We start from the raw sequence: 15,845 nt of genomic DNA, 5'->3' as shown, positions 1-15,845 counted from the left end.
CCTTTGGTTAGCGGATTTTTTTAGCGGCAATCTTGTAGATCAAATCACACCCATAAAAAAGCCCAGTCAAAATTGACTGGGCTGGCTTAAAAGAATCTGTTTTGTATCATTCCTTAATAACCCGCAGTGGACGGTTTGATTCTATATAGTATAGCGAACATCACTGGTACTACTATTAGCGTTAGTACTGTAGCAAAGCCTAAGCCTGCCATGATGGTTATCGCCATCGAGCCAAAAAATGCATCGAATACCAAAGGGATCATACCCAAGATAGTCGTTAGTGCTGCCATAGATACCGGTCGCACGCGACTGATCGCGCTGTCGACAACGGCTAAATATGGGTCTTTACCTGTTTGTAGCTCACTGTTTATCTGGTCAAGCAGTACGATACCGTTCTTCAAAATCATGCCACTTAAACTTAATAAGCCCAGGAACGCAGTGAAGCTGAATGGCATATTAGTACCTAGCAGACCAATCGACACACCAATGATAGAAAGTGGCACCGTAAACCAAATCACAAGTGGCTTACGAACCGAGTTAAACAGAAGCATAGTGATGATAAACATCAGTAAGTAACCCATTGGCAATGAACCAAATAGGGATTCTTGAGCATCTTTGGAACTCTCGTACTCACCGCCCCAACTAATGTTGTAACCTGCTGGTAAATCGAGTGCTTCAATCTTTGGTTTTACGCGAGCAAATAAGCTAGCTGGTGTTTCGTCACCTAATACATCGTGATCAGCCAGAACCGTTAACGTACGCTTTCTGTCACGACGTTGAATCAGCGGCTCAGACCATTGAAGCTCAACCCCATCGATCACTTGTTCAACGGGAATATAGGTTTGCAGTGATGGACTCCAGATTTTCACGTTGTTCAGTGATTCAAAATCAAAACGTTCGGCTTCGGGTAAACGCGCAACGATAGGTAACATATGAGTACCATCACGGAGTAACCCAATGTTGTAGCCACCAAATGCCATCTGAAGTGTTTCAGACAGATCCGTCTTTGAAATGCCAAGGCGACGAGCCTTTGATTCGTTAAACAGCGGCACTAGCTCTTTAGTGCGTTCACGCCAGTCGTGACGCACATTTCGAGAGCCAGGATCCGCCAACAAGATATCTTCTACCTCTACAGCAATGCTGCGAAGGATCTGCGGGTCTGCACCACTAATACGCGCTTCGATTTTTGAAGCTGGCGACGGACCAAACTCAATCAGTTTAAATTGGAATGTAGGTTGTTCAAATTTATTGGCCAAGTCCTTGTCTAGCCCTTCGAGGACGTTAAACATAGCGTCTCGGTCAGTGGTTCGTACCTGCAGTTGACTGTACGCTTCGTAGCTTTTTTCTGGTTGGTATGTCAGAGCGAAACGTTGCATGCCCTGCCCAACCGTTGTGGTTACAAACTCTACGTCGTCTTGCTGGCGAATGTAGTTTTCCACTTTTTCGGTTTGCTTGATCGTTTCACGCACATCGGTGCCTTCCGGCATCCACATATCTACGTAAAACATTGGCGTATTTGATGGCGGGAAGAATTGCTGCTTCACCATACCAAAACCGACCACAGAAACAGCTAATAGCGCAACCATACTTACAACAGTAAGCCATCTAAATCGAAGGGCTACTTTCAGGCACGCACCGAACACAACAAACAAAATACCTTTGTATGGGTCTTCGTTTTCATCAACCTTGTCTTCTTCTTTAAGCAACATCTCGGCAAGGAATGGCGTTAGTGTTAGTGCTGTTACCCAGCTCAAAAACAGTGAGAAACACAATACCCAGAACAGTGAGCCCATGAACTCGCCTGTTGCGTCTTTCGACAAGCCGATCGGCGCAAAGGCTGTGATAGCGATAATAGTCGCACCTAACAGTGGCCATTGTGTTTGCTTCACGATGTCTTTCGCTGCTTGAAGCTTGGTTTTGCCTTTCTTCAAGCCAACCAAAATACCTTCAACGACAACAATCGCGTTATCAACAAGCATACCCAGCGCGATGATCAATGCACCCAGCGAGATACGGTGCAGTTCAACATTGTTGTAGTCCATAAGAATGAACGTACCGAACACCGTCAGTAGTAGTACTAAACCGATGATCAAACCACTGCGTAAGCCCATCGCGAACAGAAGTACGACGATAACAATTGCCACCGCTTCAACTAGGCTGATCAAGAAATCAGCAACGGACTTGTCCACTTCTTGCGCTTGGTTGTAAAAGTAATTTAACTCAACACCAGCCGGCTTAATGCTTTCTAATCGATCAAGTTCCGCATCAAGCGCGTTACCGATTTCAACCACGTTTACGCCCGAAGTGAACGCAATGCCTAAGTTGATTGCTGGTTTGCCATTGTAAGTTAATACGTTACCTGGCTTTTCTTGGATTCCGCGAGTGACCTCAGCGACATCTTTCAAGCGAATTAGGTTACCCGTATCGCGACCATGAATAATTAAGTTTTCTAACTCTTCAACCGTGCTTAGCGTGCCATTAGGTTTGATGGTTAGGCTTTGACCGTTGAGCATTACCTCGCCTGCCGATACCACACTGTTTTGTTGTGCGAGCAATGAGGTCACTGTCGACATGTCTAGGTTTAACGCCGCTAAACGTTCAAGTGACATCTCAACGAACAATTGCTCTTGTTGGTCGCCTGCAATACTTACTTTGCCCACACCGTCGACCAATTCGATTTCACGTGTTAGATAATCAGCATACTGTTTGAGCTCGACGTAATCGTAACCATCCCCCGTCAGCATGATCATCACACCAAACACATCACCAAAATCATCGATGATCTGAACAGAGTTAACACCACTAGGTAACGTTGGCTGTAAGTCGTTAATCTTGCGACGCATTTCATCCCAGATTTGAGGTAGCTCATCCGGACCATAGTCCATCTTCATGCTTACCATAATTTGAGACATGCCATTCGACGAGGTTGACGTAATCTTGTCGATATAAGGCAGCTGTCGTATTTCTTTTTCAAGTGGATACGTCAACTCTTCTTCAACTTCCATTGACGTAGCGCCAGGGTAAGTTGAAATAATCATTGCATCTTTAATGGTAAAAGCTGGGTCTTCTAAACGGGATAGGTTGCCAAAAGACGTTACACCGCCAATGGCCAAAATGACTAGAAACAGCCAACTGATTACTTTGTTTTTTATTGAATATTCTGCGATGTTCATTCTGCTTTTCCTGACAATTGGATTCCGTCACGGAGTTTTCTTAGATTCGAATTTACGAGTCGATCACCTTGCTCAACGCCATGAGCGATTAATGCGCCTTGGCCACTGATCTTGTCGACTTCTACTTCGCTTTTGAATGCTTGTCCGTCTTCCATTTTCCATACATAGAACTGATTCGCTTCAGAGCCCGCTTCTAGCGTTGTCATTGGTAACTGGTAGCCTTGAACATCGCTCAGGCCCGCTTTCGCCATATCCACATTGACCGTAACGCTAGTGCCCGGAAGAATTTCACTTGCAGGCTGCTGCATCTGCATCCAAAACTCGTAAGTACGTGATTGTGGGTGCAGTTCACTGGTGTGTTCTAGATACGTCAGTGGATATTGGCCAGTATGGCCGCCAAAGGTCGCCTCAGGACGATAGCTATTTGAACGCATATCTGGGCTAATTGATGCCAAGATCGAATCTGATACTTGAATTCGCACATACACCTTGTCGTTCTGGTATACACTCAGAAGCGTTTCTCCAGGCGTCGTGTTTTCGAATCGTTGCTTATCGACAGTTGAAACTGTTCCTGAGAATGGCGCTAATAGCTCTGTGTAACTTAGCTTGCGTTTTGCCGCCGCCAAATTCGCCGATGCCAGCTTGTAGTTAGCCGTCAGTTGGTCGTGCTCTGACTGCGATAACATCTCGCTGCCAAACATCTCAGTACCGCGGGCTAGCTGTTTGCTCGCCAGTTTGAATTGAGATTTAGCATCAGTCAGATCTTGGACATACGTTGCGTTATCTAAGGTGGCTAATAACTGCCCTTTTTCAACGTTATCGCCCGCTTCTACTAATACTTGTTGAATCTCGCCTGCTAGCTTAAATGCCAAGGGAGTCAATTCAGCTGGCATCACCTGCCCATTAAAACTTCTGAACTGGTTAGTCAGCGGCGCGCTTACTTCAAAGGTAGAAACCAACAAAGGCGGTTGTTCACGGTGCACAGCTTCATTGTTACAGGCTTGCAGTAATAAAGCCGATACGACAACAACTGACAATTTTGAAAGGTTCATTAAATACCGCCCTCACGAAGCCAAGCTTTGACTTTTTGTCCGTCAGATAACACATCCACACCTGCTTCTACGATTAGGTCGCCAGTAGACAGGCCATCAATAACCTTGCCTTGCTCATCAAGAAGGACTTGTATTTTCGAAATCAAATGAGAGTCAGGGTTATAGCGCCATAGTTCACCACGGCCTGCGTCTTTGTTTAACCAAGCTGAATCGACAATACCAATGCCGTAATCGGATTTACTTTTCTGAACTTCAACTTGCGCTGTCATACCTGAAAGTAGATTGATGCCTTCCGGCTTTTCGATAGACACGACCGCTTGGTAGCTGTTGGTGTCTTCATCTGGTTGCGTTGAGATTTCTTTAAAGCGAGTTGGGATACGAATGCCACGGTGGCTGTCCATCACAACCCACATATTTGAGCTCGTTAGGTCTTGAATAGAACGGTCTTCAAGCTTTGATACTGGAATTGAAAACGTCACATCCATTTCACTGTGATTCAAGATATTCAGTACAGGCTGCTTTTCTGCGATCAATTGATATTGCTTTCCAAACACCATCGATACCACGCCATCGAATGGAGCAACTAAGGTAGTGTAGCCAAGGTTTGTTTTTGCTTGGTCCAACTCAACTTCAGCGGCAGTAAAGGTGTTCACGGCTTGGTCGTAGTAATCGGTACTCACGAGCTTCTTCGAATACAACTCAGACGCTTGCTTGTATTGGCTGTTCGCCAGATCAAATTTTGCTTGTGCTGCATCAACGGCAATACGGTAATCCGTCGCATCTAACACTGCTAGCACTTGCCCTTTCTTCACTTCTTGTCCCATGCGAACATCGAAGGTTTCGATATCTCCACCCACATTGAAAGAAAGCGCAGCGCGATCGGTCGCATCCACTTTTGCGATAAAACTATCAAGCTCAAGATCTGTCTGTTGAGGGATCTCAAACAATTTTACTGGCTTAACAACTTGAACGGTTTCTTCTGACTGAACCTTATTACATCCTGTCAAAGAGCCTGCAAGTAATAGTGCGGCAAACGCCACTCCAATCTGCTTACTCGTTTTGGTTTGAATAGAAAACTTGGATTGCATGATGCTTCTCCATTTAATTATTATGATTTATTACACAGATGGGCAGTATATTTAATATTAAATAATTCTCAAGCTTTACTTTCCACCTGTGCAGTATTTTTTATTTCAGTAAAAACAGTGTAGAATGTGGTAATCAGGTAAATGTATGAAATGAAGATGACTGAAAAGAAACAAGGCAGAAGAAGCGCGAAAGACGCTGAAGAGACGAGATTTTTGATCATGGGTGTTGCTGCGGATATGTTCTGTGAGCAAGGTTATGATAGTGTTTCACTTCGCAACATCAGTGAAAAAGCAGGCGTGTCGCATAGCCTTATCCGCCATCACTTTGGTAGCAAAGAAAAGATTTGGCACTCTATAAGCGATTGTTTGCACGAATATTTTCAGTCTTACATTACTAAGATCATGGAAGAACTTCCAAAAGATGTATCACCAAACGTGACTATCTATTTATTTAGCATGCGGCTTTTTACCAATATGATTCATTCACGTAAGCCAATGCAACTTATCGCTGATTCTGTTCGCCAAAAAGACAACTTGGTCGATTACTTTATCGACAATGTTGGTAATGTCGAAAAAGAAATCAATATGTTGGCAGAAGAATATAATGATGCCAACCCAGAAAACTTGATCAACATTTACGAAATTAAATGGCAAATGATCATGTATGCGCATGGAGCTGTCTGCCTAACCCCTTTCATGGAAAGCACATGGAATGAAGGTGACATGCAATCAACGCCTGAAGAAGCATTGTTAAAACATTGGCAATTGTTCAACACGCAAATGATCAACACGTTCAATATCAGTGATGAATGGGTATTGAATCCTAGTTCAATTGAAGAACTAATTTATGAAGTCCCATGTGAATGGAAGTGTAACCAGGAACATAAAGCTTAATCGGGTTCATACCCATTACGTGCTTGTTTGATACAAAAACGCGCCGTTACAGAACCAACTGTGACGGCGCGTTTTTATATGTATAGATCTTTAATCGAGTTCTTTTGGTCGGTATTAACGACGTGCTTTACCGCGATTTTGATGGATCTTAAGCTTTGCTTTCATCTTACGTTTTTCTGATGAACGACTTTTACTGCGACCACCGCGTTCAGGAGCGAGATCTTTGTCTAAGCTTGGTTCAAAGCCCTCTAGCCACTCTTGAGGCAGACGCGTATCCAGTAATCGTTCAATGTCGCCCAGTAGGTAGGCTTCATCTTGGCTCATCAATGAAATAGCAAGACCGCTATTACCTGCACGACCTGTACGACCAATACGGTGAACGTAATCTTCCGCTTTAAATGGCATATCGTAGTTAACAACTTGTTCTAGCTGTTGAATATCAATACCACGAGCTGCTACGTCGGTTGCGATCAACGCGCGAACTTTGCCTGACTTGAAATCGTCCAGTGCTTTTTGACGCGCACCCTGGCTCTTATCGCCATTGATTGATGCCGCTTTAATACCATCTAACTTAAGCTCTTTAACCAGAGCATCAGTGCCCTGCTTAGTTTTTGTGAACACCAACACTTGTTGCCAGTTTTTTGAGCCAATCAAATACGCTAATAATTCACTTTTACGCGACTTATCTACCGGGTAAACCATCTGTGTTACGGTTTCAGCAGTGCTGTTTTTTGGCGTAACTTGAATTTCACTCGGCTTTTGCATCATACGGTGTGCAATCGCTTTGATTTTGTTATCAAACGTTGCAGAGAAGAACAGGGTTTGACGTACTTCGTTCATGCGAGAAAGAATACGTTTGATGTCAGGCATGAAACCCATATCTAACATACGGTCAGCTTCATCCAGTACTAGTACTTCCGTTTGGCTCAACATGATGTTCTTGGTAAACATATGGTCAATAAGACGACCAGGCGTCGCGACAAGAATATCTGCGCCACCACGTAGGTTATCAGTTTGCACCTTCATACTAACCCCGCCGTAAGCGACAACCACTTTAATGTCGGTACCTTTCGCGTAACTGGTTACGTTATCAAACACCTGTTGTGCTAACTCACGCGTTGGCACTAATACAAGGGCGCGGACTAACTTAGGGTTTGGAATAACGTTATCTTTAGTCTCGATTAATCTTTGAATAATCGGCAAACCAAACGCGGCCGTTTTACCTGTACCCGTTTGAGCACCAGCCAGTACATCTTTGCCTTCTAATACCAATGGAATCGCTTGTTCTTGAACGCTGGTAGGAGCCGTGAAATTAAGCTCTGATAGCGTGGCAAGAAGATGCTCAGATAATCCTAGTTGGTTAAAAGATTTTGTAGATTCAGACATGGTATGATGCTCAAAGATTAAATAGGCGCGGATTGTAGCAAACCTGCATTACGCTGTTTACCTTTCCTTTTGATTTTTCTTCATTTGAAGCGCATTAAACTGCTTCGCTTCTTCTAAAACGTTGGGATAAAGCTCATTAAAGTGACACTGCAACGTATCATAGTGACGTTCGAGGTCATCGTAACATGCCTCGAGCATACCGAGCTTGGGCCTTCTCAACGCCATTCGCTGCAATACCACCTCTATAGATAACATGTCTTGATAGCTCTCTAACCATCTGTGTTCAGCCATTTTCTGATGAACTATAACGAAACTTTCTGGCCAGTGTGGCTCTTGATGTTCAAAGATCTGCTCATGGCTATCGAAACAAAAACGCTCTAATGTCTGCTGGGAAAACTGAGCCCAATGATTGGCTAAGCAGTGATCCCAAAATACATCGAGTGCGATAGGTGCAAAGCGTCGTGTTTGATCTGAGAAAAGCGATTTTGCAGAACGAGATACATCATGACGATCAGTATAGCTATCAACAAATCGATGAAGCCTAATGCCGTCAGAAAGGGAATCAGAATAGTGTTTATTAGGGTCGCCTTTAACAAAATCACCTAACAGGTTACCTGCTAAGTTGCTGTTACAATGCTTGGCGATGTGAAGGTGTGCGAGAAAGTTCATTGAACCTCATTAAAGTATCGAGAACTAAGTAACATGGTAAACGTACTCGTTTATCTTCGCGAACTTTAATGAGGATAGTTTTGGTATGACGTGTGAGCGAATAAGATTTGCTCAGTTTAGAATTGCTTGCTTTGAGAAGCTTTAGCTAAGAAAACTTTTAGCTTCAAAAACGTTTCAGTTGAAACGAGTTAAAGATTTAAAAAGCTTAGTTCGAAGACTTGAAAAGCTCTTCTGCTAGCTGTTTCACTGTCTGTTCATAGTCAGACAAATCAATGCCAATTTCCATAGCATCTAACAACTCTAGACTTTCGTCATTATAAGATTGGTCACTCATTGTGCCCCCTCTATTCCTTGATATGGACATGATGTCCTATTAACTAGTGCACCATCTTGGACTTATATTATGTCACTTTGATGAACGCACTCTACTCTACCCATTCCATATTCATAGCTAAAAGCTACTCGCGATCATTAACGCTTGTTTACGTTAAAGGGGTATACGCGAACGACATATGTACTGCCAGCTTACACCAAGTACAACAAATTACTCTACAAATTTTGAAGCCGATCATGGTCAAACGTTTGCTTTGGTCATTTGAATACTGTGACGCCCCAGTGTGTAAATATTAATTTACAGTGGATAATTTTAATTACAATAAGCATTGCATTTAGAATTAAACTCAATCAGAATACTTCAAAATCGAGATATTCTTTGGGTTTATGCGCTTAAGCTAGAAGAATTACAATGAAAACACACCCTAACGTAAAGAATTATATACAATGAATAAATCAAAGGTTTTTGGTAGTACTTTGATCATTGCAGGCACAACCATTGGTGCTGGCATGCTCGCTCTTCCACTTGCTTCTGCAGGTATTGGCTTTTCAACTTCACTTTTCTTGATGCTGGGTTTATGGGCATTGATGGCCTTTACGGCTCTATTAATGGTAGAGCTTCACCAATTCGCAGAATCTGACGCTACCCTACACACGTTAGCTCATACCATTTTAGGGACAAAAGGAAAGTGGATTGCGAGCTTCGCGGTGATGTTTCTTTTCTACGCTCTGTGTGCGGCATATATAGCGGGCGGCGGTGCGCAATTTAACCAACGAATTTCGGATATCGCGGGTATCGAACTCAATGGTCAAATCACCACGCTTCTATTTACTCTGTTGGTTGCCGGTGTTGTGACGATTGGTACGCACAGTGTTGATAAAGTTAACCGTGTTTTGTTTGGCTTAAAGCTAATTGCAATGGTGTTGGTACTTAGCTTCTTAGCGCCAAACATTACCTCTCAGTACCTAATGAGTATGCCATTGCAGCAAGGCCTGATTGTTGCGGCAATTCCTGTTGTGTTTACCTCTTTTGGTTTCCACGGCAGCATCCCATCAATCGTTCGATACCTAGATGGCGATGTTCGCTCTTTACGTAAAGTTATGATTATTGGCTCTGCATTGCCTTTGGTTATCTACGTTTTCTGGCAGAGTGTAACTTTAGGTGTGATTAGCCAAGAACAACTATTGTCAGATACAAGCTTGGGCGCGCTTTTAGTCTCACTATCGCAAACTGTTCATCAATCTAACCTAAGCGTGATCGTCGGTGTATTTGCGGACCTTGCACTGCTGACATCTTTTATTGGCGTGAGCTTGGGTTTATTTGAATTCATGGGCGACTCACTGGGCAAGAAACTAGGTAGCGCAAAACGTGTTAAGACAGCCGCTATCACCTTTTTGCCGCCACTGGGTTTTGCCTTGTTTTACCCACAAGGCTTCATCACGGCTTTGGGTTATGCTGCCATTGCACTTTCAGTGCTTGCGATTCTGTTACCAACAGTGATGGTCTATAAGGTTCGCTACACTGATTTCTCTGTAAAACCTCAATCTGCAGAAGCCAGTTACCAAGTATTAGGCGGTAGCAAAGCGCTGTTTTTAGCGGGAAGCATTGGCGTGTTTATCATTGCCATTCAAATTCTTATTTCAGTGGGGTTACTGCCTTCGTTAGGCTAATAAACCCATACAGAACTAACTTACTTGACTTAGATCTCATAAATGACATGTCACTATCATCAATTTTCACAATTAGTCGATTGAAGTCACATTTTTATTGAGGTCGGTTATTTAGAGTCCACGGTAAAGGATTTACCGTGGAGTTTTTATGAAAGAAGTACAATTTCGAACGATAGACAAACTGTTTATCAAAATGTCGATCAACGACAAGTTTTGGGTCATTTTTTTAATCTTCTTTGCCGCTTTGGCAAGCCTAGCTGGACTGAACTACGTCAACAAAATGGAACACATTGACGTAACAGCAAAACAGCAGGTCGAGTATCAACTGCGAGGCATTTTATCAGCTTCAGACTCCCCTGCTTCTGTTCGCTCTGTTAGCCAGCAAACTCGCGCACAACAAACCACTATTTCAAACAATGGTTCGGTGACTGCCACAGCACTCGCACAAGATGGCAACTATTACTCACTTACCGTTTCAACTAACGATATACAGAATCAAAAGCAGCAAGCACTGTACACTTTATTACTGAGCTTTTTGTGGTGTGTGCCTTTTGGTCTTTTCTGTTACTGGGTAGCGACTTTTCTGGGTGGTGCTCTTTGGGTTCTTTACTCAACGACTCAAAAGATTGGTGATGGTGACTTAACATCACGCCTTGGCTTCCACCCTGGCCGTGACGAGTTTGGCACGATTGGTTGTGCTCTTGACCGTTCAATGGACACGCTCAGTGAGTTAGTCAACAACGTAAACCACAGTGCAGCAACGCTAAGTGATACGTCAGCATCTTTCGAAACAGAAATGAAGCGCAGCGAAACACAAATTATGAGCCAAAACGCCTCTCTAGACTCTGTAGCGACAGCAATGGATCAGATGACAGCTTCGGCAAACGAAGTCTCTAACATTTCTGCACGCTCAACTGAACAAACAGAGCAAGACGCGCAGCAAATCAACGATAGTCACGCGAAGGTTCAACAGGCAATATCAGAAATCACCACCCTTTCTTCTTTGATTGAGCAAACCTCATCTTCTGTTACCAGCTTGAATGTAAACACAAGCCAAATTAACGAAGTCATCACGACAATCAACGCAATCTCAGAGCAAACTAACTTACTTGCTTTGAATGCTGCGATTGAAGCCGCTCGTGCGGGGGAACAAGGCCGTGGTTTCGCTGTTGTTGCTGATGAAGTAAGAACACTGGCAAGTCGCACTCAGTCGGCTACGGTAGAAATCCAAGCGATGATTGAGCGCTTGCAGCAAGAGAGTCAAAATATCGCGAAGATCACCGAACAAACAGTTGATCAAGCGCAAACCAGTAGCCAGCTGATTTCGGACATTGGTCACGACGTAAACTCTATTGCAGGTTCTGCTCAAGCACTGATGGATATGAGTATCCAAATCGCAACATCAGCCGATGAGCAAAGTAACGTTGCCAATACGATTGCAGCAGAACTTAACGATATTCGCAGCCAATCTGATGTGATTAAAGACGTGGCTCAAAACTCTTCAAATGGCGTATCTAAGTTAACAGAAGCGTCGGTTTCTCTGTCTCAGACGTTGGCACGATACCGTACTTAAGGCTCAACTGGCGTACTAGCGGCGTGAATTGAAAACAAACTAATGAGGACTCGTAATGGGTCCTTTTTTATTTGCGTTATTAACATTACAAAAACTATGGTCAATAACGATGACATTATCAATTACCATGAAGCAAGTCGCAAAGGAAAGATTAAGAAGCGTAAGAACTGTTTAATATTCGAGCTTAGGGGTAATCTAATTGAACGGGTCTTTTTCGCTTACCCTCTTGCTGCAGGTGACACATAATGAATAAAACAGAAGCACCAAACACCGACGACATTACATGCCCTTTGTGCCAACACGACGAGTATCTGCTTTCAGAAAGTGGAGAGAAGTTTACTTGTGCATCTTGTGGTTTCCACACCAAACAATTTAGTAAGGTAGTCAGCCTTCAACTAGGCTCTACCCCACCAAAGCTGCAGAATTCGATATACCACCATTTGAGCAGTGCTTGCCATTAATCCAAACTGAAATTTCTTCTAAACTGTAGATATCCTGAGCCGCGAATTCTGGTGAATCGGCTTCGGAATCTACGGTCGCTTCATCAATATTTGGACGCAATCGAAACGATTGGATACCCGCACGAACACCAGCCTCAATCCCCTTTAACGTATCATCCACGTAGATGCACTCATTCGGTAGAAAGCCCATATTCATTGCCGTGTACATAATCAGATCAGGTTCTGGCTTCCAGCTGTTAGCATCAAAAGCTGAGAACACTTTACCTTTGAAATCGTCGATCATGCCTGTCATCGCCAATGAAGATTCAACTCTAGATTTTGGTGCATTGGAAGCAATACAAAACTCGATGTCTTGTTGTTTGAGGAATTCAATAAGGTCGATAGCGCCGTCCATCGGCTTTAAATGACGCTGGAACAGTCCTTCTAGTTCAGCACGATATAACGGTTCAAGTGTATCAATTGAGATAGATAGCCCAAGACGTTCTTGTGTATCCATTAAGATGTCAGCCAACTTCCCACCTTGAAAGTGCGCATAGCAGTCGTTAACGTTTAACTCCGCCCCAAAGCCAGTGAAAACATTAACCAAAGCTTGGCAGCACAGCTTTTCACTATCGATAAGTGTTCCGTCACAATCGAAAATCACACATTTAGTCTGTTCTAACCGCATAGGTATCTCACTAAGATTGAATCCAAGTTTTATCCTATAGTGTTCTTTCAATGCGCGAGATGATTGAGGTAACAGTTTACAGACATCGGCTTATTTCTCTTCGCGAAATATGGGGTTGATCACTTTATCGCTCGGCATAAGCAACAGTTTTCATCAAATTAATTCAGATTCTACCAAACCAAACACTGCAAGGTTTACATAAGCGACTCAATTTCAGAAGAAAATATAAATCACCACTTCCTATCAGGATCGTGGTGAATCGATAAAAAACAAGGCTTATGGGCTACTCAGATAGAACGACAGTTAGCTAGCAACCGACTCTTCTAATACCTTAGCTTCAACTGAAGGTGCAGACGCATATTCTATAGTTCCAGTATCGGGATACGAATCTCGGATAGCGACAAACTCGGGTAAGTGTTTCAGTAGCAATTTAGTCAGCTGAGGATCAAACTGGTAGCCACACTCTCGCTCGAACAAATCGACCACCATCTCTAACGGCCACGGTTCTTTGTAGCAACGCGCACTAAGCAGCGCATCAAATACATCGGCTACGGCTGTTATACGAGCAAACAGGTGTATTTCATCACCCACTTTGCCATTCGGGTATCCTGCTCCATCCCAACGTTCATGATGTTCGTTGGCAATGATTGCCGCTAAGTTGGTAATATCACCCGCTCCGCTCTTCAATAAGTTATAGCCAGCCGTAGTATGAAGCTTCATCACCTCCCACTCTTGGTCGGTTAATTTCCCGGGTTTATCCAAGATCGATTCAGGGACAGAGATCTTACCCACATCGTGCATTGGGCTGATGATCTCAATCATCTCGACCTCGCGATGGCTCAAGCCACAATACTTAGCAAGCAACGCAGACAACTTCGCGACACGCTTAACGTGATTACCAGTTTCGCCAGAGCGGGTTTCAATCGCTTCTCCAAGAACATGAATCATATCCTTTTGGATATTCAAGGTTTGTTTCTGCAGTTTTAAGATTCGTTTGTTCTTATTGGCCAACTCTTTCTTTTGCCGCAGAGTGACAAATTGCATCAAGATGATCAGGCTTAAACCCGCAAACACCATCGACACCCCCAATAACAACTGGAAGTTTTTGCGAATAAAGGATGAAGGCTCGTTAATGAAAACCGCTTCGTCAGGTAGCACGTTTGCACTAATCCCGTATCGCTTCATTGCAGGGTAATTAAATACAAAACGCTTATTGTCTCCGGGAGTTAACGGCGTCATAAAACCAAGAGAAAGGTATTTATCCAACGCATCAACAGCCTCTTCACCCATGCTTTGTGAGTGATTAACGTATCCACCGAGCACATCACCCGAAATATAGAATTGCCACAAAGCAAACACCGGAGCAGCACTCGCTTTTGACAAAGTATCCGCAATCTCTTGGTAAGTGTGGTAAACCCCTTGCTTCAACTCGGTGTTGTAATGACTGAGCAATACCGCATCGTCCGCAGAGATCCCTTCCAAAAACTGGCTCGTATGCTCAAGCGAGAGATCGCGAATTTCTATGAGGTTAATATTTGGAAATTCAGCCATCATTCTGTTCATTTCTTTGTGAATTAGCTCAGACGTGACACTGTAATCATTTACAAAATAGAGATTCTTTAGATTAGGTCTTAATTTCGAGATCAGCTTAATATTAACGTCTATCTGATCGTTCTCGTAAAGCACGGTTGCTCTGTCAGACACCGCGTACATGTCGGTGCTGAAATCATTGATGCCGGCAGCAACGACAGGTGTGGAGCGATCAATCAAATTACGCAGAGACTCAAGGAAATTGGCCGCGTTATCGTCCGTCGCAATTACACCATCAAATTTATAACCTGCATATTTCGTACGTAAATAGTTCGCGAGAGAGTCGTAGTACTCTGGGCTGTGGACACGCTTTGAATCCAAATACTCGATTGAGAGTTTAACTTCGGTTTGAGACTGGCTGAACGCACTGTCTATCCCTTTTTGGAAGTCAGCAGTCCATTGATAAGAAGGTTCGTATGAGTGTAAAACTAGGATGCGTTTAATATCCCAGTCGTTAGCAAAGCTGAGTGAAGAATAAGCGCTAACACACAATACAGCGATTGATATCAATAGCTTGTACATACAATACCCTTGAAATAAGACGGGGTATTGTACTTAGATTAACGCTTTGTCAAAGAATCTTTAGTTCTCGATCCACACTTTATCGCAAGAAGCATGATCTTGTGCCCAAAAATCGTGTAACTGCTTAGCAAAGCTGTTGATACTTTGACCATTTCCAACAACGACATCCGAGATCAGTAGGGAGCCATCCGCTTCTGTGACGATAGCGCTCGCCACAACTTCCCCGTTTTGAGTACCAACATATAAGACATGATCGTCAGACAGCATAATTTGGCTCAAGAACTCAAGCATGTGTGCCCTTTCGGCTTCATTTTGGTAAACGCTTGCTTGGTTAAGCGAAAATAACACAGTCAATTTATGGAAATCGACTTTATGCAGTTCATCGATTTGAGAAGGAGTTTGATCTTGTGCTAGGAGTTGGTATGTCTTGGATGGGAGTTTGCTCTGATAAAGTTCACGGCCGAGGAGGCTCTCTTTTGCGGGGTAAGCAATATCGAGCTGGCTAAAGAGCCATTGGTTTTTCTTGTGTGCAATTTCAGGTATTTCGTTATTCATTCTTTTAGTACCTACGGTTAGTATCCCCAAATATCGCAGTTATTTGGAAGACATACGGTCGGCTGAGGTGCCGAGCTACAAGCAGAGAGCATACAGAGCATGACCAATGCCAACAAGTACTTTAAATGCTTCATATTTTTCATTATCCAACAACATCCTTTAAGAACTTAACGAAAAGCTCTACACTCGTATTCAAGCTTTCAATATCCTT

The 15,845-nt window shown here is 43.4% G+C and carries 11 protein-coding genes; 3 read left to right on the top strand and 8 right to left on the bottom strand.

Going from position 1 to position 15,845, the window contains the following annotated elements:
* Window positions 1–113: 113 nt before the first annotated feature.
* The 3 genes from ITG09_17560 to ITG09_17550 are packed head-to-tail and all read right to left on the bottom strand — an operon-like array spanning window position 114 to window position 5,313.
* Window positions 114–3,173, bottom strand: a complete 3,060-nt coding sequence (locus ITG09_17560; protein UPR54760.1) for an efflux RND transporter permease subunit — start codon at window positions 3,171–3,173, stop codon at window positions 114–116.
* The gene (locus ITG09_17555) at window positions 3,170–4,225 is read right to left on the bottom strand and encodes an efflux RND transporter periplasmic adaptor subunit (GenBank protein UPR54759.1); all 1,056 of its coding nucleotides are present in this window, start codon (window positions 4,223–4,225) and stop codon (window positions 3,170–3,172) included. Before ITG09_17555 ends, ITG09_17560 begins: the two co-directional genes overlap by 4 nt.
* A complete protein-coding gene (locus tag ITG09_17550; GenBank protein ID UPR54758.1) occupies window positions 4,225–5,313 on the bottom strand; it encodes an efflux RND transporter periplasmic adaptor subunit in 1,089 nt (362 codons plus the stop codon). The genes ITG09_17555 and ITG09_17550 overlap by 1 nt, the downstream gene beginning before the upstream one ends.
* Before the next feature lie 150 nt (window positions 5,314–5,463).
* Between ITG09_17550 and ITG09_17545 the strand changes: the two genes are divergently transcribed.
* Window positions 5,464–6,207 carry a TetR/AcrR family transcriptional regulator gene (locus ITG09_17545; GenBank protein UPR54757.1) on the top strand — a complete coding sequence of 248 codons (744 nt, stop codon included), beginning with the start codon at window positions 5,464–5,466 and terminating at the stop codon, window positions 6,205–6,207.
* A 114-nt stretch (window positions 6,208–6,321) separates the two neighbouring features.
* Here ITG09_17545 and ITG09_17540 read toward each other — a convergent pair whose 3' ends face one another.
* Window positions 6,322–7,593, bottom strand: a complete 1,272-nt coding sequence (locus tag ITG09_17540; protein ID UPR54756.1) for a DEAD/DEAH box helicase — start codon at window positions 7,591–7,593, stop codon at window positions 6,322–6,324.
* 57 nt (window positions 7,594–7,650) lie between these two features.
* Window positions 7,651–8,262: a DUF479 domain-containing protein gene (locus ITG09_17535; GenBank protein UPR54755.1), complete on the bottom strand. Its 612-nt coding sequence runs from the start codon at window positions 8,260–8,262 to the stop codon at window positions 7,651–7,653.
* A 780-nt stretch (window positions 8,263–9,042) separates the two neighbouring features.
* On the opposite strand from ITG09_17535, the gene ITG09_17530 reads away from it, so the two are divergent.
* Together ITG09_17530 and ITG09_17525 are read left to right on the top strand one after the other, a co-directional pair.
* Window positions 9,043–10,266 (top strand): amino acid permease, encoded by a 1,224-nt coding sequence (locus ITG09_17530; GenBank protein ID UPR54754.1) that lies wholly within the window; start codon window positions 9,043–9,045, stop codon window positions 10,264–10,266.
* A gap of 148 nt (window positions 10,267–10,414) precedes the next feature.
* Entirely contained in the window at window positions 10,415–11,839 is a 1,425-nt protein-coding gene (locus tag ITG09_17525) for a methyl-accepting chemotaxis protein (GenBank protein ID UPR54753.1), read from the top strand.
* A gap of 402 nt (window positions 11,840–12,241) precedes the next feature.
* Here ITG09_17525 and ITG09_17520 read toward each other — a convergent pair whose 3' ends face one another.
* The 3 genes from ITG09_17520 to ITG09_17510 all read right to left on the bottom strand — a co-directional run bounded on the left by ITG09_17520 (window position 12,242) and on the right by ITG09_17510 (window position 15,634).
* On the bottom strand, window positions 12,242–12,967 hold the full coding sequence (locus ITG09_17520) for an HAD-IA family hydrolase (protein ID UPR54752.1): 726 nt from the start codon (window positions 12,965–12,967) through the stop codon (window positions 12,242–12,244).
* 303 nt (window positions 12,968–13,270) lie between these two features.
* Complete coding sequence (locus ITG09_17515; GenBank protein UPR54751.1) at window positions 13,271–15,079, bottom strand: HD domain-containing protein; 1,809 nt, start codon at window positions 15,077–15,079, stop codon at window positions 13,271–13,273.
* A 60-nt stretch (window positions 15,080–15,139) separates the two neighbouring features.
* A complete protein-coding gene (locus ITG09_17510) occupies window positions 15,140–15,634 on the bottom strand; it encodes a hypothetical protein (protein ID UPR54750.1) in 495 nt (164 codons plus the stop codon).
* Window positions 15,635–15,845 lie beyond the last annotated feature (211 nt).

This window comes from Vibrio cyclitrophicus (assembly GCA_023206055.1).
GTDB lineage: Bacteria > Pseudomonadota > Gammaproteobacteria > Enterobacterales > Vibrionaceae > Vibrio > Vibrio cyclitrophicus_A.
This window is presented reverse-complemented; position numbering and strand designations above follow the sequence as displayed.